The organism is Streptomyces sp. NPDC104313 (assembly GCF_055583985.1).
This window is the reverse complement of record NZ_JBVJMW010000005.1, coordinates 418,124-443,282: the sequence shown is the minus strand read 5'-3', so window position 1 is coordinate 443,282 and position 25,159 is coordinate 418,124. Positions and strand designations below refer to the sequence as shown.

General features: G+C 72.5%; 20 protein-coding genes. 5 read left to right on the top strand and 15 right to left on the bottom strand.

Annotated elements, in window-relative coordinates:
* Nucleotide 1 precedes the first annotated feature (1 nt).
* Nucleotides 2-505, bottom strand: coding sequence for a ribosome maturation factor RimP (gene rimP, locus ACZ60Q_RS15490; protein ID WP_469633713.1), 504 nt, complete (start codon nt 503-505; stop codon nt 2-4).
* 196 nt (nt 506-701) lie between these two features.
* Between rimP and ACZ60Q_RS15485 the strand changes: the two genes are divergently transcribed.
* The 3 genes from ACZ60Q_RS15485 to ACZ60Q_RS15475 are packed head-to-tail and all read left to right on the top strand — an operon-like array spanning nt 702 to nt 2,702.
* Nucleotides 702-1,241: a hypothetical protein gene (locus ACZ60Q_RS15485; RefSeq protein WP_469633710.1), complete on the top strand. Its 540-nt coding sequence runs from the start codon at nt 702-704 to the stop codon at nt 1,239-1,241.
* Nucleotides 1,238-1,756, top strand: coding sequence for a ferritin-like domain-containing protein (locus tag ACZ60Q_RS15480; protein WP_469633707.1), 519 nt, complete (start codon nt 1,238-1,240; stop codon nt 1,754-1,756). Before ACZ60Q_RS15485 ends, ACZ60Q_RS15480 begins: the two co-directional genes overlap by 4 nt.
* Nucleotides 1,757-1,787: 31 nt before the next feature.
* Nucleotides 1,788-2,702 carry an aminoglycoside phosphotransferase family protein gene (locus tag ACZ60Q_RS15475; RefSeq protein WP_469633704.1) on the top strand — a complete coding sequence of 305 codons (915 nt, stop codon included), beginning with the start codon at nt 1,788-1,790 and terminating at the stop codon, nt 2,700-2,702.
* A 62-nt stretch (nt 2,703-2,764) separates the two neighbouring features.
* Here the strand turns inward: ACZ60Q_RS15475 and ACZ60Q_RS15470 are convergent, their stop codons facing one another.
* From ACZ60Q_RS15470 to ACZ60Q_RS15420, 11 genes are all read right to left on the bottom strand, one after another.
* Nucleotides 2,765-4,468, bottom strand: a complete 1,704-nt coding sequence (locus tag ACZ60Q_RS15470; RefSeq protein ID WP_469633701.1) for a proline--tRNA ligase — start codon at nt 4,466-4,468, stop codon at nt 2,765-2,767.
* Nucleotides 4,469-4,537: 69 nt separating this feature from the next.
* Nucleotides 4,538-5,119 (bottom strand): GNAT family N-acetyltransferase, encoded by a 582-nt coding sequence (locus ACZ60Q_RS15465; RefSeq protein ID WP_469633698.1) that lies wholly within the window; start codon nt 5,117-5,119, stop codon nt 4,538-4,540.
* A gap of 68 nt (nt 5,120-5,187) precedes the next feature.
* Nucleotides 5,188-6,033 (bottom strand): GNAT family N-acetyltransferase, encoded by an 846-nt coding sequence (locus ACZ60Q_RS15460; RefSeq protein ID WP_469633695.1) that lies wholly within the window; start codon nt 6,031-6,033, stop codon nt 5,188-5,190.
* A gap of 269 nt (nt 6,034-6,302) precedes the next feature.
* Entirely contained in the window at nt 6,303-7,457 is a 1,155-nt protein-coding gene (ispG, locus tag ACZ60Q_RS15455; RefSeq protein WP_469633692.1) for a flavodoxin-dependent (E)-4-hydroxy-3-methylbut-2-enyl-diphosphate synthase, read from the bottom strand.
* Nucleotides 7,458-7,628: 171 nt separating this feature from the next.
* Nucleotides 7,629-8,939 carry a M50 family metallopeptidase gene (locus ACZ60Q_RS15450; protein ID WP_469633689.1) on the bottom strand — a complete coding sequence of 437 codons (1,311 nt, stop codon included), beginning with the start codon at nt 8,937-8,939 and terminating at the stop codon, nt 7,629-7,631.
* Nucleotides 8,936-10,189, bottom strand: a complete 1,254-nt coding sequence (gene dxr, locus ACZ60Q_RS15445; RefSeq protein ID WP_469633686.1) for a 1-deoxy-D-xylulose-5-phosphate reductoisomerase — start codon at nt 10,187-10,189, stop codon at nt 8,936-8,938. The genes ACZ60Q_RS15450 and dxr overlap by 4 nt, the downstream gene beginning before the upstream one ends.
* Complete coding sequence (locus tag ACZ60Q_RS15440) at nt 10,186-10,524, bottom strand: hypothetical protein (RefSeq protein WP_469633684.1); 339 nt, start codon at nt 10,522-10,524, stop codon at nt 10,186-10,188. Before ACZ60Q_RS15440 ends, dxr begins: the two co-directional genes overlap by 4 nt.
* Nucleotides 10,525-10,611: 87 nt before the next feature.
* Nucleotides 10,612-12,567, bottom strand: coding sequence for an acyl-CoA dehydrogenase family protein (locus tag ACZ60Q_RS15435; protein WP_469633681.1), 1,956 nt, complete (start codon nt 12,565-12,567; stop codon nt 10,612-10,614).
* Nucleotides 12,568-12,821: 254 nt separating this feature from the next.
* Complete coding sequence (locus ACZ60Q_RS15430) at nt 12,822-14,267, bottom strand: aldehyde dehydrogenase family protein (RefSeq protein ID WP_469633678.1); 1,446 nt, start codon at nt 14,265-14,267, stop codon at nt 12,822-12,824.
* A gap of 170 nt (nt 14,268-14,437) precedes the next feature.
* The gene (locus tag ACZ60Q_RS15425) at nt 14,438-16,012 is read right to left on the bottom strand and encodes a PucR family transcriptional regulator (protein WP_469633676.1); all 1,575 of its coding nucleotides are present in this window, start codon (nt 16,010-16,012) and stop codon (nt 14,438-14,440) included.
* Nucleotides 16,013-16,198: 186 nt separating this feature from the next.
* Nucleotides 16,199-18,631, bottom strand: coding sequence for an ATP/GTP-binding protein (locus ACZ60Q_RS15420; protein ID WP_469633673.1), 2,433 nt, complete (start codon nt 18,629-18,631; stop codon nt 16,199-16,201).
* A 288-nt stretch (nt 18,632-18,919) separates the two neighbouring features.
* Here ACZ60Q_RS15420 and gabT point away from each other — a divergent pair, with 288 nt between their 5' ends.
* Together gabT and ACZ60Q_RS15410 are read left to right on the top strand one after the other, a co-directional pair.
* Nucleotides 18,920-20,260, top strand: a complete 1,341-nt coding sequence (gabT, locus tag ACZ60Q_RS15415; protein ID WP_469633671.1) for a 4-aminobutyrate--2-oxoglutarate transaminase — start codon at nt 18,920-18,922, stop codon at nt 20,258-20,260.
* A gap of 146 nt (nt 20,261-20,406) precedes the next feature.
* Nucleotides 20,407-21,255: a phosphatase PAP2 family protein gene (locus tag ACZ60Q_RS15410; RefSeq protein ID WP_469633669.1), complete on the top strand. Its 849-nt coding sequence runs from the start codon at nt 20,407-20,409 to the stop codon at nt 21,253-21,255.
* Here the strand turns inward: ACZ60Q_RS15410 and ACZ60Q_RS15405 are convergent.
* The 3 genes from ACZ60Q_RS15405 to ACZ60Q_RS15395 form a co-directional block, all read right to left on the bottom strand.
* Nucleotides 21,206-23,029: a chitinase gene (locus tag ACZ60Q_RS15405; RefSeq protein WP_469633666.1), complete on the bottom strand. Its 1,824-nt coding sequence runs from the start codon at nt 23,027-23,029 to the stop codon at nt 21,206-21,208. The two genes, ACZ60Q_RS15410 and ACZ60Q_RS15405, sit on opposite strands and share 50 nt — an antisense overlap.
* A gap of 89 nt (nt 23,030-23,118) precedes the next feature.
* Complete coding sequence (locus ACZ60Q_RS15400) at nt 23,119-23,592, bottom strand: hypothetical protein (protein WP_469633662.1); 474 nt, start codon at nt 23,590-23,592, stop codon at nt 23,119-23,121.
* Nucleotides 23,593-23,739: 147 nt separating this feature from the next.
* Nucleotides 23,740-25,158, bottom strand: a complete 1,419-nt coding sequence (locus ACZ60Q_RS15395) for an NAD(P)/FAD-dependent oxidoreductase (protein WP_469633658.1) — start codon at nt 25,156-25,158, stop codon at nt 23,740-23,742.
* Between the last annotated feature and the right edge of the window lies 1 nt (nt 25,159).

The window sequence follows — 25,159 nt, the reverse complement described above, 5'->3', positions numbered from 1 at the left end:
GCTACGCCTCCTCTTCCTTCTTGTCCTTGCGGTTGAATTCGATCTCCACGCGCGCCTTGGCGATCCCGTCGAAGGCGAGGCGGCGGGCGGTGGGCTTGCGGCCCTTGACACCGGGCACCTCGAGGTCGAGCCCGTCCTCGTCGACGGCGAGGATGCGGGCGACCAGCTCATCGGAGCCGTCGCCGGCCAGGTGGAACCTGGCCAGCCGGCCGATGGCGCGTACGTAGTGGCGGTGCTCGGTCAGCGGGCGGTCCGCACCGGGGGAGCTGACTTCCAGGACGTACTCGCCCTCACCCATCGCGTCGGTCTCGTCCAGCTTCTCGGAGATCGCGCGGCTCAGCTCCGCGCAGGCGTCCAGCTCCACGCCCTCCTCGGAGTCCACGATGATCCGCAGCACTCCTCGGCGGCCGGCCCGGGACACCTCGATCTCCTCGAGGTCCAGCTGCTGCGCGCTGACGAGCGGTTCCAGCAACCCGCGCAGCCTCTCGCTCTGGGTGGTGCTCATCCGGGTGACTCCTCGGCCGCGTGTGCTGTTGTGGGGATCGTCGTGCGTCAGGTCAAAGGGTATCCGGTCGCCAGGGGTGTTGCTGTCCGCCTGCCGCCCGGCCGCGGGTACGCTCGCCTGCGGTGATCACATCTCGCCTACGGTGATCACATCAGGACAGATCCTGTCAGGACCGATCCAGGCCCGAAGGAGAAATGTGCGGCGCACGGGGACGACGCGCAGGGGTGCGCTCACCGCTACGGGAGCCCTCGCCCTGGGTACGGTGCTGATCGGCTGCGGGGGCGACGAGGCGGCGGACCGCGGAAAACCCGCGCACTCCGGCGCGCGGGCCGCCTCGGCGAAGACCGAGAAGGCGCTGCGCGAGAAGGCGGTGCGCGAGGGCGCTCTCCTGCTCGCCCGGTACGACCTGGTGGCCGAGGCCCATCCGGCGACGGCGGCGGGCCTGGCGCCCCTGCGGGCGGCCGTGCGGGAGCACGGGAAGGCGCTGACTCCGCCGCGCGCGAAGGGGAGGAGCGGCGCCGGGAGGCCCCCTGCCGCCGCACCCGGCCCGGTGTCCGCGAACCCGAAGGCCGCGGTGCGGGAGCTGGCCGCCGCCGAGCGCCGCCGGGCCGACGCGTATGCCGAGGCGCTGCTGAGCGCCGGACCTGAGCTGGCCCGGCTGCTGGCCTCGGTGGCCGCGGCCGCGGCGGCGCACGCGTATCTGCTGACCGAACTGGCCGAGGAGGCAGCCGCATGAGTACCCGTTCCGTCAGACCGTCCGAGGAGGACGCCGACTCCCCCGAGCTGATCGCCGCCCAGGCGGCCCTGGCCGCCGAGCACGCCGCGGTGTACGGCTACGGGCTGCTGGGTGGCCGCCTCGACGGGAAGCGGGGCACCGAGGCCCGCGCCGCGTACGACGGGCACCGGGCCCGCCGGGACGCGCTGGCGCGCATGGCGCGGGACCTGGGCGGGCGGCCGGTGGCCTCGGACGCCGCGTACGCCCTGCCGTTCGCCGTCGCGGACTCCCCGTCGGCGGTACGGCTGGCCGCGGTGCTGGAGGACCGGATCGCGGGCGCCTACGCCGATCTCGTACGGGCCACCGAGGGCTCGCGCCGCGAGGAGGCCGCGGGCGCGCTGCGGGAGGCCGCGGTGCGGTCGGCCCGCTGGCGGGGCGGCAACGTAACCTTTCCGGGGCTCGCCGAGCGGGCCGCCGGTGCGGATCCGGCCGCGACGGGGCCGGTGGAGGCCGCCGGCGCGGACGGCGCGCGCTGATACGAGGAACCGGAAAGGGAACACACGACGTATGGGTTTCGAACCGCCGCAGCGCTTGGTGCGCGCGCTCGGTGAGATGTACGGGGAGACGGCGGCGGCCGACTGGCTGGACACGCTCCCCGCGCTGACCGAGCAGGCGCTCACCGCCGGGGGCGGCCTCACCGTGGAGCGGGTGGCCGCCCCCGGCGGGCGCGGCTCCCTGGTGGTCCTGGTACGACGGGCCGACGGGACCCCGGCCGCGCTGAAGATCGCCCCGCCGGCCGCCGGGCCCGAGCTGGAGCGGGCGGCGCTGGAGCACTGGAACGGCTGGGGCGCGGTGAAGCCGCTGGACGCGCCGGAGCTCGACGCGTCCGGTGCGCTGCTGCTGGAGCGGCTGCACCACGAGGTGTCGTTGCGCTCACTGCCGGAGGCGAAGGCGCTGCTGGAGGCGGCGGGCACGCTGCGCCGGCTGTGGGTGGAACCGCCGGCCGGGCACGCCTTCGAGAGCGTGGCCGGGCGGACCGATCGGCAGAGCGTCGGGATGCGGGCGGCCGCCGAGGCCGATCCGGAGCTGGCGCCGCTGGTGGACGCGGCGCTCGCGGCGCGGGCGGAGCTGGTGGAGGGTTCACCCGAACTCCTGCTGCTGCACGGCAACTTCCGGCAGAGCAAGGTGTTCTCCGGGGAGCGGGCACCGTGGCTGACGGTAGGTCCGGAGCCGCTGGTGGGCGAGCGCGCCTACGACCTGGCGCGGCTGGTGCGGGACCGGGCGGAGGATCTGATCGCCTCCCCCGGCGGCCCGGTGACCGCCCGGCGGCGGGTCAAGAGGCTGGCGGAATCGCTGGAGGTGGAACAGGCGCGGCTGCACGGCTGGACGCTGTTCCGGGCGGTCGAGTCGGGTACCCGTGCGCTGGCCGAGGGGCGGCGGCAGATGGGCGAGGTCAACCTGGAGTTCGCGGGCTGGCTGTAGCACTTCCCGTACGGCGAAGGCCCCCGCGCGATCCCGGCGCGGGGGCCTTTTTCAGCTGCTGATCAGGCCAGGTCGGCCGTCAGGCGGGCGATCGCCTCGTCGACGGTCAGCTCCTCGCGCTCGCCGGTGCGGCGGTCCTTCAGCTCCAGGACGCCGTCGGCGGAGCGGCGGCCGGCGACCAGGATCTTGGGTACGCCGATCAGCTCGGAGTCGGTGAACTTCACGCCGGGCGAGACGCCGGGGCGGTCGTCGACCAGGACCCGCAGGCCCGCCGCGTTGAGCTTCTCCGAGACGTCGAGGGCCAGTTCCGTCTGGAGGGCCTTGCCCGCGGCGACGACGTGGACGTCGGCCGGAGCGATCTCACGGGGCCAGCACAGGCCCTTGTCGTCGGCGGTCTGCTCGGTGAGGGCGGCCACGGCACGGGAGACGCCGATGCCGTACGAGCCCATCGTGACGCGGACGGGCTTGCCCTGCTGGCCGAGCACGTCGAGCTGGAAGGTGTCGGCGTACTTGCGGCCGAGCTGGAAGATATGGCCGATCTCGATGGCGCGGTCCAGGGTGAGGCCGGTGCCGCAGTTCGGGCAGGGGTCGCCCTCCTGGACGACGACGACGTCGACGTACTGGTCGACCTCGAAGTCGCGGCCCGCGACGACGCTCGCAGCGTGCTTGCCGTCCTGGTTGGCGCCGGTGACCCAGGAGGTGCCGGGGGCGACGCGGGGGTCGGCCAGATAGCGGACCTTCTCCAGGCCCTGGGGGCCGACGTAACCGCGTACGAGGTCGTCGCGGCCGACGAAGTCCTCGGCGGTGACCAGCTCGACGACGGCGGGCGCCAGGTGCTCGCCGAGCTTGCCGAGGTCGACCTCGCGGTGGCCGGGGACGCCGACGGCCACGATCTCGCCGTCCACCTTGACCAGCAGGTTCTTCAGGGTGGCGGAGGCGGGGATGCCCAGGTGCGCGGCGAGCGTCTCGATGGTCGGGGTGTCGGGGGTGTCCAGCTCCTCGAGCGCGCCGTGCGCCGAGCCGTCGACCGGGGCGAGCGCGAAGGTCACGGCCTCGGTGTTGGCGGCGTAGTCGCAGTTCGGGCAGTCCGCGAAGGTGTCCTCGCCGGCGGCGGCGGGGGCGAGGAACTCCTCGGAGGCGGAGCCGCCCATCGCGCCGGAGACGGCGGAGACGATGCGGTGGTCCAGGCCGAGACGCTCGAAGATCTTGATGTACGCGGCCCGGTGCAGGGCGTAGGAGTGCGCGAGGCCCTCGTCCGTGGTGTCGAAGCTGTACGAGTCCTTCATCTGGAACTCGCGGCCTCGGAGCACGCCGGAGCGGGGGCGGGCCTCGTCGCGGTACTTCGTCTGGATCTGGTAGAGCATCACCGGCAGGTCCTTGTAGGACGTGCACTGGTCCTTGACGGTCTGGGTGAAGATCTCCTCGTGGGTGGGGCCGAGGAGGTAGTCGCCGCCCTTGCGGTCCTTGAGGCGGAAGAGCAGGTCGCCGTACTCCTCCCAGCGGCCGGACGCCTCGTAGGGCTCCTTGGGCAGCAGGGCGGGCAGCAGGACCTCCTGGGCGCCGATGGCGTCCATCTCCTCACGGACCACGCCGGAGATGTTGTCCAGGACCTTCTTGCCGAGCGGCAGCCAGGACCAGATGCCGGCCGCGTTGCGGCGGACGTACCCGGCGCGGACCAGCAGCTTGTGGCTGAGCGTCTCGGCGTCCGCCGGGTCGTCGCGCAGTGTCTTGACCATCAATCGGGACATGCGCTGGACCTGGGCCATGGTGAACTCCTGCTCGCAAGGGTGGTGAGCCCGAGGTTAACCGGGCGGTGCGGGCTGGCGGAAATCCATTCAGGTCCCGGGCCTCGCGCGCAGCAGCGGCAGGGGCGCGCCCATGACCGCGTACGGCTGCGGGGCGCTCGGGAAGACGACCTGGCGGGCCAGATCGCGGTAGCCCAGCGAGCGGTACAGGGTGCGGGCCGGGCTGTCCTTGTCGATCGCCGAGAGGATCGAGCGGGGGTGGCCGACGGCGTCGGTGATGGCGGTGATCAGGGTGCGGCCGATGCCGCGCCGCTGGTGGTCCGGGTGGACATGGAGTTCGGTGATGACGAAGGAGTCGTCGAGCCAGCCGTCGGACCCGGTGGCCCGCAGATAGGGCTCGACGACGGTGGACCACCACTGGGCGCGGTCGTTGGGCAGCCCGTAGACGAAGCCGACGAGCCGTCCGTCGGGGGCGACGGCGCCGAGTGCGCGGGCGTGGGGGTGTTCCAGGTGTCTGAGGACGATGTGGCGGCGTACGTCGATCTCGTCCTGGCTCAGTCCGAAGGCCGCGGCCTGGACGCGCAGGGCTTCGTCGACGCGGGCGGCCAGGTCGACGGGGCCGATCTCGGCGACGGGTGCTGCGGGGCCTTCTCCGGGAACTGCTGCTGCCATGCGGGAACCCTACTGGCCGGGGCGGGCGGTCAGAAACGTGAGTTTCCGGGGCGTGCGCGCGTGACGGTTCAGAACAGGATGCTCATGAACGCGCCGACCTCGCGGAAGCCGACACGGCGGTAGGCCTTGCGGGCGGGGGTGTTGTAGTCGTTCACGTACAGGCTGACGACGGGGGCGACGTCGGCCAGGGCGTAGCGCAGGACGGCGGCCATGCCCGTTTCGGAGAGGCCCTTGCCGCGGTGTTCGGGGGCGACCCAGACGCCCTGGATCTGGCAGGCCTGCGGGGTGGCGGCGCCGATCTCCGCCTTGAAGACGACCTTGCCGTCGTCGATGCGGGCGAAGGAGCGGCCGGTGCCGATGAGTTCGGCGACGCGGGCCTGGTAGAGGAGTCCCCCGTCGCCGGCCAGCGGGGAGATGCCGACCTCCTCGGTGAACATCGCCACGCAGGCCGGCATCAGGGCCTCGGTCTCGTCCTTGCGGATGCGGCGGACGAGCGGGTCGGGCGTGACGTCGTCGGGGAGGCTCTCGGTGACCATGAGGGGCTGGTTGGCGCGGACCTCGCGGGCGGGTCCCCAGCTGGGTTCGAGGAGCCGCCACAGCTGGGTGGTGGGTTCGGCGGGGCCGACGATGGACGAGCAGCGGCGGCCGGCCCTGCGGGCCCGGTCGGCGAAGGCGCGGACGGCCTCGGGTCCGGCGCAGATGGGGACGAGGTTGGCGCCGGAATAGCACAGGGAGCGGAGCATGCCGTCGGCGTACCAGCCCCACATCTCGCCGCCGAGGCGCCAGGGGTCGAGTCCCGCGACCCGCACGCGGGACGTCACGAAGGCGTTGGTCACGGGCTCGCTCTCCAGGATGGCGAGCGCTGCTTGGAGGTCGCTGGGTTCGAGGACCCGGGTGGTGGTCTGCGTCAACACGAGGGGGCCTCACCATGCGGTCTGCTGATTTCCGCACTGTAACCGACGAGCCTGTCGAACGCTGCTCGAGTCCGGAAGACGGGCCTCCGGAGACGGTAGTGGCGTACGCAGGACTCGGCCGTGGTGCGTGCGCGGGACTCGGCGGTGGTGCGTTCGAGGGCGGTGGTGCGTACGAGGAGGGTGGTGCGTCCGGGGGCGCCCCCGGACACGCGGCCGCCCCGCCGGGCGCTGGGCCCGGCGGGGCGGAGGTTCAGCTGGGACGGCGCGGGTCAGCTGATGGAGACCTCGGGCTCGCCGGACATGATGCCGTCCTTCTCCATCTGCTCGGCGATCTTCATGGCCTCTTCGATGAGGGTCTCGACGATCTTCGACTCGGGGACGGTCTTGATGACCTCGCCCTTCACGAAGATCTGGCCCTTGCCATTGCCGGAGGCGACACCGAGGTCCGCCTCGCGGGCCTCGCCGGGGCCGTTGACGACGCAGCCCATGACCGCGACGCGGAGCGGGACCTCCATGCCCTCCAGGCCGGCGCTGACCTGGTCGGCGAGCTTGTAGACGTCGACCTGGGCGCGACCGCAGGACGGGCAGGAGACGATCTCCAGGCGGCGCTGCTTGAGGTTGAGCGCCTCCAGGATCTGCAGGCCCACCTTGACCTCCTCGGCCGGCGGGGCCGAGAGGGAGACACGGATGGTGTCGCCGATGCCTTCGGAGAGCAGCGCGCCGAAGGCGACGGCTGACTTGATGGTGCCCTGGAACGCCGGCCCGGCCTCGGTGACGCCGAGGTGCAGCGGGTAGTCGCTCCGGGCGGCGAGCTGGCGGTAGGCGTTGACCATGACGACCGGGTCGTTGTGCTTGACCGAGATCTTGATGTCGCCGAAGCCGTGCTCCTCGAAGAGGGACGCCTCCCACAGGGCCGACTCGACGAGGGCCTCGGGGGTGGCCTTGCCGTACTTCTTCAGGAGCCGTGTGTCCAGGGAGCCGGCGTTGACGCCGATCCGGATCGGGGTCCGGGTCTCGGCCGCCGCCTTCGCGATCTCCTTGACCTTGTCGTCGAACTGCTTGATGTTGCCCGGGTTCACCCGGACCGCGGCGCAGCCGGCGTCGATCGCGGCGAAGACGTACTTCGGCTGGAAGTGGATGTCGGCGATCACCGGGATCTGCGACTTCCGGGCGATCGTGGCAAGCGCGTCGGCGTCGTCCTGCGTCGGGCACGCGACCCGGACGATCTGGCAGCCGGACGCCGTCAGCTCGGCGATCTGCTGGAGCGTGGCGCCGATGTCCGACGTACGTGTCGTCGTCATCGACTGCACGGAAACGGGCGCGTCGCCACCGACCGCGACCGTGCCGACCTGGATCTGTCGGCTGACCCTTCGGTCGGCGAGCTTGGTCGGAACGGTCGGCATTCCGAGAGAAATCGCAGTCATGCGCTGTGCATCCCCAAGGTGTGGATCAAGGTCCCGAGATCGGCGGGCTCCAGGCTTCGAGGTTACGGCACCGGAGGCAGGACGGACGCACCGTGTCGACAAGTCCACCCGTTGGTGAGCGGCCGGACACGGCGTGTGTGCCCGGCCGGCACCTGGGGTCCTACAGGGCTGTCAGGAGATCTTGACGGGGTTCACGATGTCGGCCACCAGGACCAGCAGCGTGAAGCAGATGAAGAGTCCGGCGACCACGTAGGCGACCGGCATCAGCCGGGCCACGTCGAACGGGCCCGGGTCGGGGCGCCGGAAGACCTTGGCCACATTGCGCCGCAGGGACTCCCAGAGCGCGCCCGCGATGTGCCCGCCGTCCAGCGGGAGCAGCGGCAGCATGTTGAACAGGAACAGCGAGAGGTTGAAGCCCGCGAGCAGGAACAGCATCATCGCGACCTGGTTCTGCGCCGGGATGTCGAGGTTCATCACCTCGCCGCCGATCCGGGCCGCGCCCACCACGCCGACCGGCGAGTCGTCGGCCCGTTCGCCGTCGCTGAAGGCGGCGCCCCAGAGGGCCGGGATCTTGGACGGCAGGGCGATGATCGAGTCGACACCGTTCTCGATCATGTCGCCCATGCGGACGGCGGAGTCGCCGAAGCCGAGCGGAACGATCTCGGTCCGCGCGGCGAAGCCCAGGTAGCCCGCCTTGATGAACTGGTCCGGGACGACCTGGCCGTTGCCGTCCTTCTTCGCGACGGCGTTCTCGCGCAGGACGGCGTTGAGGGTCACTTCCTTGCCGTCGCGCTCGACGACGAGGGTGGCGGGGCCGATGGTCTCGCGGATGCGGTCCGAGAGCATCGCCCAGTCGTCGACCTTCTTCCCGTCGAAGGCGACGATCCTGTCGCCCTCGTGGAGGCCGGCGGCCTTGGCGGGCGAGACCGGGTCGCCGGCCTTGCAGGTCTCGCGCTTGTCGCTCTGCGAGATCACGCACTGCTGGACGCCGGCGACCTCGGTGGTCTGCGTCTGGAAGCCGAAGGTCATCGCGACGCCCATGAAGATGGCGACCGCGAGGATCAGGTTCATGAAGGGGCCGGCGAACATCACGATGACGCGCTTCCACGGCTTGCGCGTGTAGAAGAGCCGCTTCTCGTCGCCCGGCTCCAGCTCCTCGAAGGCGGCGGAGCGGGCGTCCTCGATCATGCCGCGCCACGGTGAGGTGGAGCGGGCTTCGAGGCGGCCGTCGGGTCCTGGCGGGAACATCCCGATCATGCGGATGTAGCCGCCGGCCGGAATGGCTTTGATGCCGTACTCCGTGTCGCCCTTCTTCTTCGACCAGATCGTCGGACCGAAGCCGACCATGTACTGCGGGACACGGATGCCGAACATCTTGGCCGTGGAGAGGTGGCCCAGCTCGTGCCAGGCGATGGAGAAGAGCAGGCCCACGACGAAGACGGCGATCCCCAGGACCGTCAGCAGGACCGAGGTCAGACTCATGCGCGCGCCTCCGCTGTCGCTTTCGCCGAGAGTTCCCGGGCCCGTGCGCGGGCCCACGTTTCCGCTTCGAGGACGTCAGCGACGCTGAGCGAGGTTCCCGGGGCGGGGGTGCCGTGTTCGGACACCACAGCGGTGACCGTATCCATGATTCCGTTGAAGGGCAGCTGTCCGGTGAGGAAAGCGTCCACGCATTCCTCGTTCGCCGCGTTGAAGACGGCCGGCGCGGTGCCGCCGAGCCCGCCGACGTGCCGGGCGAGGCCGACCGACGGGAAGGCCTCGGTGTCCAGCGGGAAGAACTCCCAGCTGGACGCCTTCGTCCAGTCGAAGGCGGGCGCGGCGTCCGGGACGCGCTGGGGCCAGCCGAGCCCGATGGCGATGGGGCCGCCCATGTCCGGCGGGGTGGCCTGGGCGAGCGTGGAGCCGTCGCTGAACTCGACCATGGAGTGCACGTAGGACTGCGGGTGGACCACGACCTCGATCCGGTCGAACGGAATGTCGTAGAGGAGGTGCGCCTCGATGACCTCCAGGCCCTTGTTGACCAGGGTCGCGGAGTTGATCGTGATGACCGGTCCCATCGCCCAGGTCGGGTGGGCGAGCGCCTGCTCCCGGGTGACGTCGGCCAGTTCGTCGCGCGTACGGCCCCGGAAGGGTCCGCCGGAGGCGGTGACGACGAGCTTGCGGACGTCGGCGCGGGTGCCCGCGGCCAGCGCCTGGAAGAGCGCGGCGTGCTCGGAGTCGACCGGGATGATCTGGCCGGGGGCGGCGAGCGCCTTCACCAGCGGGCCGCCGACGATCAGCGACTCCTTGTTGGCGAGGGCGAGCGTGCGGCCCGCTTTCAGCGCGGCCAGCGTCGGGGCGAGCCCGATGGAGCCGGTGATGCCGTTGAGCACGGTGTGGCAGGCGCTCGCGGCGAGGGTGGTGGCCGCGTCGGGTCCGGCCAGGATCTCGGGGAGCGGCTCGCCGGCCCCGTACTGTTCCCGCAGCGCCGTGCGCAGGGCGGGGACCGCGTCCTCGGCGGCGACGGCGACCGTGTCGACCCGCAGCCGACGGGCCTGCTCGGCCAGCAGGGCGACCCGGCCGCCGGCGGCCGAGAGCGCCGTGACCCGGAAGCGGTCGGGGTTGCGCAGGACCAGGTCGATGGCCTGGGTGCCGATGGACCCGGTGGAGCCGAGGATCACGAGATCCCGGCGGCCGTCCGCGGCGTCGAAGACGAGATGCGGATCGGCGAGGGGGGCGGGGCTGTCGCTCATGCCCCCCATTGTTGCCGCTCCGGCTGTGTGCGGGGACAGCGCGTCCCGGTGGGGCGCGTTGGCGGCTTCCGCCGGTGCTCCAGGAGGTCGCGCGTCAGCGTGCCGCGAGGTGGTGCGTCCGTGGTGGCGTCGGCGCCCACCTCCGCCTCGGCGCCCATGGCGCGCAGGACGTCGACGAAGCGCGGGTCGCCCTGGAGCGCGCCGACGCCGGGGACGGGGACGGAGACGGGGACGGGGACGGGGATGGGGACCTCGCGGCCCGCGATGGCCCCGGCGGCCAGGAAGAGGGCGCGGGCGGTGACGGACCTGGGGCCGGGGAGGTCGATGACGGTCACGGCCCTCATCCTGCTCCGCGGCGGGCGGTCCGTACGGGGTGGGCCCGGTGCGTGGACCCGGTGGACCTACCCCGTACGGCTCCGTGCCTAGCGCACCGGTCGGTGCTGGTTCTCCTGGACCGAAGGTCCCGGGGTGGCGTCCGCGATCCAGGGGCCCTCGCCGCTGGGGTCGACGACGCCCTCCTCCAGCCAGGTGTACGTCCCCGACAGAACGCCGTCGACGACGCGCCGGTCGAGGTCGTCGGTGTTGGACCACAGGCGGGTGAACAGTTCCTCGACCCGGATACGGGCCTGCCGGCAGAAGGCGTCCGCGAGCTGGTAGGCCTCACGGCCGTGTTCCCCCGCCGCGCGCAGGCGCTCCGCGCGGACGCAGGCGGCGCTCATCGCGAAGAGTTCCGCGCCGATGTCGACGATCCGGCCGAGGAAGCCCTGCTTGGTCTCCATCCGCCCCTGCCAGCGGGACATGGCGTAGAAGGTGGACCGGGCGAGCTTGCGCGAGGAGCGCTCGACGTACCGGAGGTGCCCGGAGAGGTCGCGGTGCCCGGCAGGGTGGAACTCGGTGTACGTGCGCGGGAGCTGGCCCGGTCCCGCGACGAGCTTGGGCAGCCAGCGGGCGTAGAAGCCCGCGGCGTTCGCGCCCGCCCTGGCCTTGGCGGAGAGCGGCTTGTCGGGGTCGATGATGTCGCCGGCGACCTTGAGGTGGGCGTCGACGGCCTCACGGGCGATCAGCAGGTGCATGATCTCGGTGGAGCCTTCGAAGATCCGGTTGATCCGCATGTCCCGGAGCATCTGCTCGGCAGGCACGGCGCGCTCGCCGCGGGCGGCCAGCGACTCGGCGGTCTCGAAGCCCCGGCCGCCGCGGATCTGAACCAGTTCGTCGGCGATCAGCCAGCCCATCTCGGAGCCGTACAGCTTGGCGAGGGCGGCCTCGATACGGATGTCGTTGCGGTTCTCGTCGGCCATCTGCGAGGAGAGGTCGACGATGGCTTCCAGGGCGAAGGTGGTGGCCGCGATGAACGAGATCTTCGCTCCGACCGCCTCGTGCTTGGCGACGGGCCGGCCCCACTGCTCCCGGGCGCCGGACCATTCACGGGCGATCTTCAGGGACCATTTGCCCACGCCCACGCACATCGCGGGCAGCGAGAGGCGGCCGGTGTTGAGGGTGGTCAGAGCGATCTTCAGCCCGGCCCCCTCGGGCCCGATCCGGCAGGCGCCGGGGACCCGGACGCGGTGGAAGCGGGTGACGCCGTTCTCGATGCCGCGCAGGCCCATGAAGGCGTTGCGGTGCTCGACGGTGACGCCGGGGGCGTCGGCCTCGACGACGAACGCGGTGATGCCTCCGGGATGGCCCTCGGAGACGGGGACCCGGGCCATGACGACCAGGAGGTCGGCGACGACGCCGTTGGTGGTCCAGAGCTTCACACCGTCGAGGACGTAGTCCGGCCCGTCGGGTACCGCGGAGGTGGCGAGGCGGGCCGGATCGGAGCCGACGTCGGGCTCGGTCAGCAGGAAGGCGGAGATGTCGGTGGTGGCCAGCCGGGGCAGGTAGACGTCCTTCTGCTCCTGGGTGCCGAAGATCTTCAGGGGCTGCGGTACGCCGATCGACTGATGCGCGGAGAGCAGCGCGCCGATCGCGGGGCTGGCGGAGCCGGCCAGGGCGAGCGCCTTGTTGTAGTACACCTGGGTGAGGCCGAGGCCGCCGTACCTGGTCCCGATCTTCATCCCGAGCGCGCCGAGCTCCTTGAGCCCGGCGATCACCTCGTCGGGGATCTTCGCCTCGCGCTCGATCCGGGCGCTGTCGACGCGCGTCTCGCAGAACGTGCGCAGCCGCGCCAGGAACTCCTCGCCGCGCCGTGTGTCGTCGGGCGGCGGCAGGGGGTGCGGATGGATCAGGTCGAGCCGGAAGCGCCCCAGGAACAGCTCCTTGGCGAAGCTGGGCTTGCGCCAGTCCTGCTCCCGGGCGGCCTCGGCGACCCGGCGCGCCTCGCGTTCGGTGACCTTGGGCGCCCTGGGGAGCTGGGGGGTGTTGTGTGGTGCGGACATGAGGGACCTCGCCTCGCCGCGCGCCGCCGGGCGGATGGGCACCTGGGGGCACGGACTTCTCGTCGCTGCTGCTGGTGGGCTGCTCCTGGTCCGTATGTAACCCGTGTACCCGTGGTTCGGCACCCGCACCGGTCCCCGCGCACGGATACGCGGACGGCCCGAACCCCCGCACAGTCGGGTTCGGGCCGTCCGTCTCTCGCCCCCGCCCGCACCCGCTGTCCAGGCGGGGGCGCGGGCGGGGGTCGTCCGGGGTTCTACAGGGCGAGGCCGGTGAGGACCAGGACGCGCTCGTAGGTGTAGTCGTCCATGGCGTAGCGCACGCCCTCGCGGCCGACGCCGGACTGCTTGGCGCCGCCGTACGGCATCTGGTCGGCGCGGTACGAGGGGACGTCGCCGACGATCACGCCGCCGACCTCCAGGGCGCGGTGGGCGCGGAAGGCGGTCTGGATGTCGTGGGTGAAGACGCCTGCCTGGAGGCCGTACTTGGAGGAGTTGACGGCGGCGAACGCCTCGGCCTCGCCCTCCACCTTCTGGAGGGACATGACCGGGCCGAAGACCTCCTCGCGGGAGAGCTTCACATCGTCGGGGAGGCCGGCGAGGACGGTCGGGGCGTAGGTGGCCCCGTCGCGCTTGCCGCCGGTGAGCAGCTCGGCGCCGCCCCGGACGGCCTCGTCGACCCAGGACTCGACGCGCTTGGCCGCGTCCTCGCTGACGAGGGGGCCGACGTCGGTGGCGGCGTCGGCCGGGTCACCGGTGACCAGGGCCTCGACCGCGGCGACGATTCTGGGGACGAGCCGGTCGTAGACGGCGGCGTCGGCGATGACGCGCTGCACGGAGATGCAGGACTGGCCGCCCTGGTAGTTGGAGAAGGTGGCGATCCGGGTCGCCGCCCAGTCCAGGTCCGCCTCTGACGCGTAGTCGCCGAGAACGACCGCCGCGCCGTTGCCGCCGAGCTCCAGGGTGCAGTGCTTGCGGGGCACCGACTCCATGATCGCGTAGCCGACCGGGCCCGAGCCGGTGAAGGAGATGACCGGCAGGCGCTCGTCCTGGACGAGGGCGGGCATCTTGTCGTTCGGGACCGTCAGGACGGACCAGGAGCCGGCCGGGAGGTCGGTCTCCGCCAGCAGCTCGCCCAGGATCAGGGAGGAGATCGGCGTCGCCGGGGCGGGCTTGAGGATGATCGGGGCGCCGACGGCGATGGCCGGGGCGACCTTGTGGGCGCTGAGGTTCAGCGGGAAGTTGAAGGGCGCGATGCCGAGGACGGCCCCGCGCGGGAAGCGCCGGGTCAGCCCGAGGCGGCCGGTGCCGCCCGCGTCGGTGTCGAGCCGCTGGGCCTCGCCGCCGTTGAAGCGGCGGGCCTCCTCGGCGGCGAACCGGAACACGGACACGGCCCGGCCGACCTCGCCGCGGGCCCACTTGATCGGCTTGCCGTTCTCCGCCGAGATCAGCCGGGCGATCTCCTCGGTGCGCTCCGTCAGCCGCCGTACGACGTGGTCGAGGGCTGTCGCCCGTACGTGCGCCGGGGTCGCGGCGAACTCCTCGCGTACGGCGTGGGCGGCGGCGACGGCCTCCTCGACCTGGGCGTCGGTCGGCACGCTGACGGTGCCGACGAGGCGTCCGTCGTACGGGTTGGTGACGTCGAAGCTGTCGGCACCGGTGGCCTGGCGGCCGGCCACCCAGAAGGCGTGGGGCGAAGTCATGGAGGTTCCGGCCCTTCGGAGGTCGTGAGGAGGTCGTGACGGAGGCGGGCACCCGGAAGGCTCCCCTCTGTGGTCCCACGGTAGGGCGGGGAGGCCGGGATCGTGTTTGTCCGGGGTGGAGCGGTGCGGGTGTCCGCTGCTCCGGTTTGGCCAGGGGCAGGCGGGCGGGGCTACTCCTCGGCGGGCGTCGCCGCCTCGGTCGTCTTGAGGGCGAGCCACAGCTCCATGCGGACGTCCGGATCGTCCAGCGAGCGGCCCAGGATCTCCTCCACCCGGCGCATCCGGTAGCGCAGGGTGTGCCGGTGCACGCCCAGGTCCGCGGCGGCGGCGTCCCACTGGCCGTGGCGGGAGAGCCAGGCGCGCAGGGAGGCCACGAGGTCGCCGCGGCCCTTGGCGTCGTGCTCGTACAGCGCGCGGAGCATGCCGTCGGCGAAGGCCCGTACCGCGTCGTCGGCGAGCAGCGGCAGCACCGAGCCGGCGGCCAGTTCCTCGTGCTCGACCAGCGCCCTGCCGCGGCGGCGGGCGACGGAGAGGGCCTGTTCGGCCTGCTTGTACGCGGCGGAGACGGCGATCGGGCCGGAGGGGGCGGAGAGGCCCACCACGACGTCGCTGCCCTCGGTGCCGCCCTCGCGCGGGGCACGGTCGTCCTGCGCCTCGGCGTAGGAGGCGCAGGCGGCGACGGCGGAGCCGCCGTCCGCGGCGAGCACGACGACGCGCTCGCCCTCGGGGACCAGGAGCAGCGCCTCGCCCGTGCGGGCGGCGGCGGCCTCCATCGTCTCGGTGAGCAGCTCGGATCCGGCGGGCGCGGCGGCCTCGGCGATGAGCAGCCGGAACGGGGCGTCGAGCAGCCCGCCGTAGAGGTCGCCGGCGACCGCCCGCGCGTGGTCGGGCTGCCCGGCGAGCAGCATGCGCAGGACGGCGGCGCCCAGGCGCTGTTCGGCGCCCTGGAGGGAGCGGGAGCGGGCGGTGGTCAGGGTGAGCAGGGCGACGGCGGAGTGCACGGCGTAGCGCTCGGCGGTGCCCAGCGCGGCGCCGGTGCCGACGGCCAGCGCGCCGCGGGCCCGGCGGCCCGAGCCCAGCGACTGGAGCTCGACGCGGTCCTCGTTGTCGCCGACGACGATGCTGGCGGGGGCGGGTCTGTCCCGGAGGCGTTCGACGTCGGGGGTGATGCGGGCGGCGCGGCGGGCGGCCCAGTCGGGGGCGGCGGCGAGCACCGCGCCGGAGGTGTCGTACAGGGCGGCCCAGCCGTCGATGTGGGCGGCGAGCCGGGCGAGGAGGTCGCCGGGTCCGTCCCCGGCGAGCGCGGCCCTCGTCAGCTCGCGCTGGGCCTCGAAGCCGGCGGTGACCGCACGGTACTGGTCGGCGGCGATGGCGGCGGAGACGGCCTTGCTGATGGCGAGGAACGGGGTGCGACGGGGGACCTCCAGGAGCGGCAGCCCGGCCTCCTCGGCGGCCTCCACGAGGGCGGCCGGGATGTCGTCGTAGTTCACCCCGACCGCGAACCCCACCCCGGCGACCCCGGCCCCGGCCAGCCGCCGCACGTAGCGCCGCATGGACTCGGGGTCGGCGGCGTCGAGATTGGTGGCGGTCACGAGGAGGAGTTCGCCGCCGTCCATGTACGGGACGGGGTCGGCCAGCTCGCTGGCGTGGGCCCAGCGCACGGGGGTGCCGAGCCGGTCCGCTCCCGCCCGCACGGTGAGCTTGAGCGCCGAGTGCTGGACGAGCGAGGCGAGCGTGGGGGGCATGGGCCGGGAACCCTCGAGGTCGGGGACGGGGTCTCGGCGCCGCCGTACGGACGGCCGGATCACGGCCGGGATCGGTGACACCGAATTTCGCCGTCGCGTATGAACGGCTGTCTCCGATTCTGCCAGGGCGGCAGAGTCTCTGTAACCGCTCTCAGCCGCCCTTCGCCCTACTTCCCGGTAGGTGTCTCAGCCCTCGAGGTGCACGAGGAGGGGCGGTGCGTGGTCTCCCTCGACCGTGGTCAACCGGATGACCGCGTGGCCCGCCGGGACCGCGTAGGCCAGCTCCGAGGCCGACCAGCGCTCCCGCTCGATCCGCCGTACGGTCACCGCGTCCGTGGTCACGGCCTTGCCGGTGACGAGTTTGCGCAGGGCGTGCAGGGCGCGGGTGAACGGCTGGTCGGCGAAGACGGTGTGCTGGGCGACCTCGCGGGTCTCGACCCATTCCTTGCCCCAGGCCTCGGCGAAGCGTCTGCCGTCCCAGGTGGTGATGCCGGAGAAGGCTGCCGTGCAGCCGACCGCACCGAGCAGCGGGGTGTGCAGGGTCTCGGGGACGTCGTCGACGGTCCGCAGGGCGAGTACCGCCCCGGCGTTGACCGAGCGCAGTCGCCGGATGCCGCGGACGGTCTCGGCGGTGACGGCGTGGGTGGCGTCGTCCAGGACGAGGCAGGCGAAGAGTGTGGTGTCGGTGCGGGCGGCGGTGATCGCGGTGAACTGGGCGAGGAGCAGCCGGGTGAGCAGCCGGGACGCCTCCGCGTGGCCGCGCTCCGGCAGGTCGACGCGGACCCGCAGCGGGTGTTGGCCGAGCGCCCGCAGCGAGAACGGGCGGGCGTCCGGGCCGGTGGCGAAGAATCCGGTGAACGCGGGCCGGTCGAGCAGGGCGACGCGGTCGGCGAGGGCCGGTGCGGGGTCGCCCGCGCCGCCCGCCTGCCGGGACCGCGCGTCCAGCTCGCGGAGCATCGCGTGGTGGCCGGCGGCTTCGAGGGAGGCCCGGAGCCCGGCGAGCGCGGCCGGTGTGCCGTCGAGGAGTTCACGCAGTTCGGGCACGGAGGGGAAGTGACCGCGGGCCGCACGGTAGGGGCCGAGCAGCTGGGCGAGGACCGTGGTGGCCCGGCGACTGTCGAGGCTGCCGACATCGCCGACGAGCCCTTCGGCGAGGACGGCCGCCGCCTCATCGGGGTCGGTGGTGCCGCCGTACAGGTCGATGTCGTGGGCGGAACCGGGATGGCCGAGGCGGACGACGACGTCGAAGGCGTCGTCCGGACCGAGCGGCGCGCCCGCCCCTGCGACGACGAGGACCGCGGCCTGTCCGGCCAGTGCGCGCAGGGCGAGGGCCTCGACGACCGGCCGGATCAGCCGGGCGGACTTCCCGGCGCCGGGTGGTCCGACCGCGAGCAGGGAGGTGCCCAGCAGCGCGGGGTCCAGGGCGAGGCCCGTACCCCGGCGGACATAGGGGTTGTGCGGGTCGTCCGCGCACCGGCCGATCCTGACCTGGCCGGTGAGCACGTCGTGGCGGGCCACGCGGCGGGGCAGGTCACGGTGGCCGGAGGGGTGCAGGGCGGCGGCGCCCCCGGTCCGGAGCACGGCCTCCGCGAGGGGGGCGAGCCGGTCGGGCCGCTTGGTGGCGAGCGTCCACGCGTGGCGCAGCCGGGCCGCGTCGACGTCGTTCATCCGCCCGGTACGCGCCTCGGCGGTGAGGGTGTCCGCGGCGTCGGTCCAGCCCGCGGCGCGCAGCTCGGGCCACTGGTCGGCGGAGGTCGTGGCGGCGGGGGCCGCCGGGTGGCCGTCCGGCGCCGGGGCGGCGGTACCGCGGCGGGCGGGGACCAGTTCGCGCCAGCGGCCGAGCCGGGCGAAGGGCCAGAGGACGGCGGCGGCGATCACCGCGTAGATCACGTTGACGACGCTCTGGCTCTGGTAGATCTCGCCGCCCGCGACGGAGGCGACCAGGACCAGGACCGGGCGGACGACCGGAAGCGCCTCCTGCCAGACGAGCAGCTGGGTCAGGCCCGCCGCGGCGGCTGCCGCGAGCGCGAGGAAGGGCTGTCCCCGGTCGGCGACATAGCGGCGGAACAGCTCGGAGAGGTTGCCGATCCGGCCGCAACCGAAGACCAGCAGGCCGAAGAGGATCGCCTCGTACACCGTGAGGGCGTCGCTGCCCTCGATGGTGCGGGGGCCGCCGGACGTTCCCGGGTTCCACCACTCCCCCGGGGTGAAGAGCTTCAGCGGGACGAGGCGGTAGGGAAGATAGCCGTTGCGCCACAGTGACCACAGCAGCAGCGCGGACAGCAGCGTGATCAGCGCTCCGACCAGCAGCGACCGGTTCGAGACGCCCTCGGGCTCCTCGGGTGGCGGCGGGGTGTATCCGTACCGCCAGACGCCCGGTTCCTGCGGCGGGCGGGGCGTGCGCAGCCAGGCGTCGACCGGGGCTGCGGGGAGCGGCCGCTCGACCGGCGGGACCGGTCCGGGCCGGGCCGGGCGCTGCTCGACGGGCGGGGCCGCCGGACGCGGGCCGGCGGCGGGCGGGGGCTCCCGCGGCGGAGTCGTGGGCGGTGGCGGGAGGGCCGGTCCCCGAACCCTGTCCGCGCTCGTTCCCCGTACACCCCGCGTGCCGTCGTCGTCCATGAACCACTGCCCCCTTGACCTGCCGGTCCGTCCGCTGCCCCGGTCAATCTAGTGGGCGCGCACGGTGAGTTCAGCAACGCGCCCGGATAGTGACCGTCCCGGGAGGCCGAGCGGACGCGGGCCGCCCCGTCCCGCCATCCGTCCACCATCCGTCGGCCATCTGTCCGCCATCTGTCCGCCGAGGACAAGGACACACCCCCACCACTCCCGATCGGAGCATGCCCGCACCCCTCCCGCGCCCCTAGCCTGCGAGGAGAAGAGCGTCCGAAACACCCCCAGGAGCCCCTCATGACCGCAATCCCGCAGGAGCGCCGCGTCGTCACTGCCATCCCCGGCCCGAAGTCGGTGGAGCTGCAGGCTCGCCGCCTCGCCGCCGTCGCCGCAGGTGTGGGCTCCACCCTGCCGGTGTTCACCGCCCGCGCCGGCGGCGGGATCATCGAGGACGTGGACGGCAACCGGCTGATCGACTTCGGGTCCGGGATCGCCGTGACCTCCGTCGGCGCGTCCGCCGAGGCCGTCGTGCGGCGGGCGTCCGCGCAGCTCGCGGACTTCACCCACACCTGTTTCATGGTCACGCCGTACGAGGGGTACGTCGAGGTCTGCGAGCAGCTCGCCGAGCTGACGCCCGGCGACCACGCGAAGAAGTCCGCGCTGTTCAACTCGGGCGCCGAGGCCGTCGAGAACGCGGTGAAGATCGCCCGTGCCTACACCAAGCGCACCGCCGTCGTCGTCTTCGACCACGGCTACCACGGCCGCACCAACCTCACGATGGCGCTGACGGCGAAGAACATGCCGTACAAGCAGGGCTTCGGCCCGTTCGCGCCCGAGGTCTACCGCGTCCCGGTCGCCTACGGCTACCGCTGGCCGACCGGTGCCGAGAACGCCGGTGCCGAGGCGTCCGCGCAGGCCATCGATGAGATCACCAAGCAGATCGGCACGGACAACGTCGCCGCGATCATCATCGAGCCGGTGCTCGGCGAGGGCGGCTTCATCGAGCCGGCCAAAGGCTTCCTTCCGGCGATCGCGCGGTTCGCGAAGGACAACGGCATCGTGTTCGTCGCGGACGAGATCCAGTCCGGCTTCTGCCGTACCGGCCAGTGGTTCGCCTGCGAGGACGAGGGCATCGTCCCGGACCTGATCACCACCGCCAAGGGCATCGCCGGCGGTCTGCCGCTGTCCGCCGTGACGGGCCGCGCCGAGATCATGGACGCCGCGCACGCGGGCGGCCTGGGCGGTACGTACGGCGGCAACCCGGTGGCCTGCGCCGGTGCGCTCGGGGCCATCGAGACGATGCGTGAGCTGGACCTGAACGGGAAGGCCAAGCGGATCGAGGAGGTCATGAAGGGCCGCCTGGCAAAGATGCGGGCGAAGCTCCCGAACGGCGACATCATCGGCGACATCCGCGGGCGCGGCGCGATGATCGCGATCGAGCTGGTGAAGTCCGGCACGAAGGACCCGGACCCGGAGGCGGCCGGCGCGCTCGCGAAGGCCTGCCACGTCGAGGGCGTCATGGTTCTGACCTGCGGTACGTACGGCAACGTCCTGCGCTTCCTGCCGCCGCTGGTGATCGGTGAGGACCTGCTGAACGAGGGCCTCGATGTGATCGAGCAGGCGTTCGACACGCTCTGATCCTTCGAACCCGGGAAACGGGCGGGGGCGTTTCGCCGCTTCCGTCCGCCATCCGGGTGAGAGCCTGTGAAGAACGTGTGCGAGGGCGATGGCGGGAGGCGGTGGCGGCTGTCGGCCGCCCCTCCGCTGCCGTACGGTTTCTGCGGATGAGAGAAACACCTCGGTCGCGGGAAACCGCGGCCGACGCCGGGCCGGGGCTTCCCCAGTGCCGTCCCGGGCGTGCGTTCGCGCACACCGGAGCCTCTGGCTCCGGGACTCCTCACCGATCGGACGGCCGCCCGCCCCACACCCCCCGGGGCGCGCGGCGAACCGATCTCGCCGGCCATCCCGGAACAACCCCCCCTGTTCCCGGGTGGCCGGCCCCTCTCGTTCCCCTCGTCCTCGGTCTGCTCGCGGTCCTCTTCTCGCTGATCACCTGGCAGGTAGCCGTCGAGGGTCCGCTGCTGCGCCTCGACGAGCGCCTGGGCGGGGAGCTGTTCGGGCACGGCCCGGCCGCCCTGACCCAGGTACTCTCCGACCTCGGCGGGATGCCGGTGGCGCTTTCGGTACTGGCCTGCGTGGTCGCGTACGCGCTGTGGCGCGGTGCCCGGCGGCTCGCCGTGTACGCGGCCCTCACCATGGCGGCGGTGCCCGCGCTGGTGATCCCGCTGAAGGTGGCCACGGCCCGGCAGGGGCCGCTGACCGAGGCGGTCAACTACTTCCCGTCCGGCCATACGGCCACGGCCGCCGTGGCGTACGGGGCGTCGGCTCTGGTGCTGATGGCCCTCCCCCGCCCGTCGTGGCTCCGGGAGGCGTCCTGGCCCCGGGCGTGGATGATGCCCGTCGCCGCGATCCTGTTGACCACGGCGACGGGCATCGGTCTGGTGCTGCACGGCTACCACTGGCCGCTGGACGTGCTGGCCAGTTGGTGCCTGGGGCCTTGGGTGCTCGCGCCCCTGTGGTGGGTCAGCTGCCGAAGTAGGCGTCGAAGTTCTTCGAGAACTCCCCGTTGTTGAAGCGGTCCCAGTTGATGGACCAGGTCATCAGGCCGCGCAGGTCGGACCAGGTCCCGCGGGTCTGGTAGGAGCCGCAGTCGGTCTTCTTGATCAGGCAGTTGAGCGCCTTGTTGACCTCGGCCGGTGAGGTGTGGCCGTTGGCCGCCTGGGTGGAGGCCGGAAGGCCGATGGCGACCTGGTCGGGGCGCAGGCCCGGGAAGACCTTGCTGGTGTCGCCCGCCACCGGGAAGCCCGCGAGCAGCATGTCGGTCATCGCGATGTGGAAGTCGGCGCCGCCCATCGAGTGGTACTGGTTGTCCAGGCCCATGATCGGGCCCGAGTTGTAGTCCTGGACGTGCAGCAGGGTCAGGTCGTCGCGCAGTGCGTGGATCACCGGCAGGTAGGAGCCGGCGCGCGGGTCCTGTCCGCCCCAGGGGCCGGAGCCGTAGAACTGGTAGCCGAGCTGCACGAAGAAGGTCTCGGGCGCCATCGTGAGGACGAAGTCCGGGCCGTACTTCGCCTTGAGGGACTTCACCGCGGAGATCAGGTTGACGATCACCGGTGTGGTGGGGCTGCGGAAGTCGGTGTCGCCGGTGTTGAGGGAGAGGGAGTGGCCCTCGAAGTCGATGTCCAGGCCGTCCAGGCCGTAGGTGTCGATGATCTTCGAGACCGAGGTGACGAAGGCGTCCCGGGCGGCGGTGGAGGCGAGCTGCACCTGTCCGTTCTGGCCGCCGATCGAGATCAGCACCTTCTTGCCCGCGGCCTGCTTGGCCTTGATCGCGGCCTTGAACTCCGCCTCGGACTCGACGTTCGGGCACTCGGCGACCGGGCAGAGCGCGAAGCGGATGTCGCCGGAGGTGACGGAGGTGGGCTCGCCGAAGGCGAGGTTGATGACGTCCCAGGAGCCGGGCACGTCCGCCATCCGGGTGTAGCCGGAGCCGTTGGCGAAGCTGGAGTGCAGGTAGCCGACGAGGGCGCGGGGCGGGAGCTTGGTGTCGCCGCCTCCGCCACCCGCCGTGGTGGTCGCGGTGAGCGCGGCCGACTTCGCGGACTCCCCGGCCGCGTTGGTGGCGGTGACCTGGAAGCTGTACGCGGTGGAGGGGGTCAGGCCCGTCACGGTGGCGGAGGGACCGGTGGCCGTGGCGACCTTCGTACCGCCGCGGTAGACGTGGTAGCCGCTCGCGCCGGACACGGCGTTCCAGGAGAGTGCGACGGAGGAGGAGGTGAGCGCGGTGGTCTTCAGCCCGGCGGGGACGGCCGGGATCACCACGGGCTCGCCACCGGGACCGACGAGGGTGAGGTCGTCGGCGTAGTAGGCCGGGGTGCCGTACCAGCCGTGGGTGTAGACGCTCACGGAGGTGGTGGAGGGGCCGGTCCTGAAGGTGGTGGTGAGCTGCTTCCACGCACCGGGTGACTGCGTCCAGGCGGAGACGTCGGTGGTCCCGGTGCCGGACGCGCCGAGGTAGACGTGGCTGCCCTGCACCCAGGCGCTCAGCGTGTACGAGGAGTTGGGCTTGACCGTGATGCTCTGGGAGCACTTGGCGTGGTCGTTGCCGGCCGGGGTCGCCTTGAGCGCGGAGGTGCCGCTGCGGGTCGGCGTGGAGACGGCCGCCCCGCTGGAGGCCGCGCAGTTCCAGCCGTCCAGGCCCGCTTCGAAGCCGCCGTTGCGTGCCAGGTCCACATCGGCGGCGCGGGCCGCCGGAGCCGTGGCGACCAGGGCTCCGGCGGCGAGCAGGATGGCCGAGCAGACGGCCAGAAGTCCGGAAGATCTGACGGTTGGTCCGGTGCGTTGCACAGCAGCCTCCGCGCAGGGGGGATTCGGGGATTGGCGTGCGCACAACATGGTCCAGACCAATCAGGTTGTCAAGACCTCTGGCGGCCGGCTCAGTCCTCCGGACGCTCCCCGCGGGCGCGCCGGGCGGCCTCGCCCGCCGCCTCGTGCATCGCGAGTTCGAGGAGTCCGGCGTCGGTGAGGATCCCCGAGCCGTCCGGCGGGACCAGCCAGTGCACCCCCCCGGTGGCCCGCCGCGGGTACGGGACGACGATCCAGGTGCCCTGGCCGCAGCCCCTGATGCCGGTGCCGATCCAGCGGGAGGCGGTGCCCGGTGGGACGAAGAAGCCGAGCCGGGCCGCCCCGGCGTCGGCGAGAACGGGGCCCGGGCGGTCGACGAGACGCGTGAGGACGTCGAGCGTCGGGTAGCCCAGCCCGCCCGGGAGGATCAGAACGTCCCAGCGCCTGCCGGCCGGAAGGAGCGCGATCCCCCGCGGATTGCGCTCCCACTCCCACCGGCAGGCGGCCGGGTCCGGTGCCACCGATGTGAGCCACTCGACCGCGGCTTTCGTTTCCGAGCCAGTCATGACCAGCCTCCCGTTGACGTGAGCACCGGCGGAGTTCCGCCGGTGCGTACACGTGCGAGAGAGCGTTCGGCGCCGACTATGACGCGGGTTGGGGCTACCGATTGGTAGTGAGGTGGGTCACAGCATCTGACCTGGGCCGGACAGGGCTCAGCTGTCGAAGCCGAGGCCCAGTCTGTCCATGGTCCTCAGCCACAGATCGCGGTGCCCGCCGTTGCTGTCGGCCCGTGCCAGGGACCGTTTGGTGATCTCGATCCCGGCCCAGGCGAAGGGCTCCGGCGGGAAGGGCATCGGCTTGGAGCGGACCATGTCCAGACGGGTCCGGTCGGTCTCCTCGCCGGAGAGCAGATCGAGCATCACATCGGCTCCGAACCGGGTCGATCCGACGCCGAGACCGGTGAATCCGGCGGCGTAGGCGACCCGCCCCTGGTAGGCCGTGCCGAAGAACGCGGTAAAGCGGGAACAGGTGTCGATCGCACCACCCCAGGCGTGCGAGAAACGCAGTCCGGACAGCTGCGGAAAGCAGGTGAAGAACTGCTCCGCGAGTTTCAGGAACGTCTCCGGACGCTGGTCGAGATCGGCGCTGAGCCTGCCTCCGTAGGGATAGATCGCGTCGTATCCGCCCCACAGGATCCGGTTGTCCGCGGAGAGCCGGAAGTAATGGAACTGGTTGGCGCTGTCGCCGAGCCCCTGACGCCCCTTCCAGCCGATGGAGTCGAGCTGTTCGGGGGTGAGCGGCTCGGTCATCAGCGCGTAGTCGTAGACCGGCACGGTGTACGGGCGGATCCGCTTGACGAGCGACGGGAAGATGTTGGTGCCGAGCGCGACGCGGCGCGCGAAGACCCGGCCGTACGGGGTGCGGACCGCCATTCCGGATCCGGAACGGACCAGGTCCAGGCCCCGGGTGTGCTCGTGGATCCGTACGCCCAGCTCCAGGCAGGCCCGCTTCAGGCCCCAGGCGAGCTTGGCCGGGTGCAGCATCGCGACGCCGCGCCGGTCCCAGAGCCCGCCGAGGAAGGTGGGCGAGTCGACCTCCGCGCGCAGGGCGTCACCGTCCAGGAAGTCCACGCCGGTGATGCCGAGGCCCACGATCTCCTCATGCCATTCCCGCAGCTCCCGGAGCTGGTGGGGTTCGGTGGCGACATCGATCTCGCCGGTGCGCTCGAACTCGCAGTCGATGCCGTAGCGGGCGACCGCGGCCTCGATGGCGTCGAGGTTCCGCTCCCCCAGCTCCTCCAGCTCCGCGATCTCGTCCGGCCAGCGCTCCACCCCGTTGGCCAGGCCGTGGGTGAGGGAGGCGGCGCAGAAGCCGCCGTTGCGGCCGGAGGCGGCCCAGCCCACCTCGTGCCCCTCGATGAGGACGACGTCGCGGTCCGGGTCGCGCTCCTTGGCGATGAGCGCGGTCCACAGGCCGCTGTAGCCGCCGCCGATGACCAGCAGGTCGGTGTGCTCGTCGCCGGTGAGGGCGGGCAGCGCGTCGGGTCTGGCCGGGTCGTCGAGCCAGTAGGAGACCGGCTTGGCGCCGGAGAGTGATTGTGCGGCGGCAGTACGCATGGCGGCTGGGGCCATG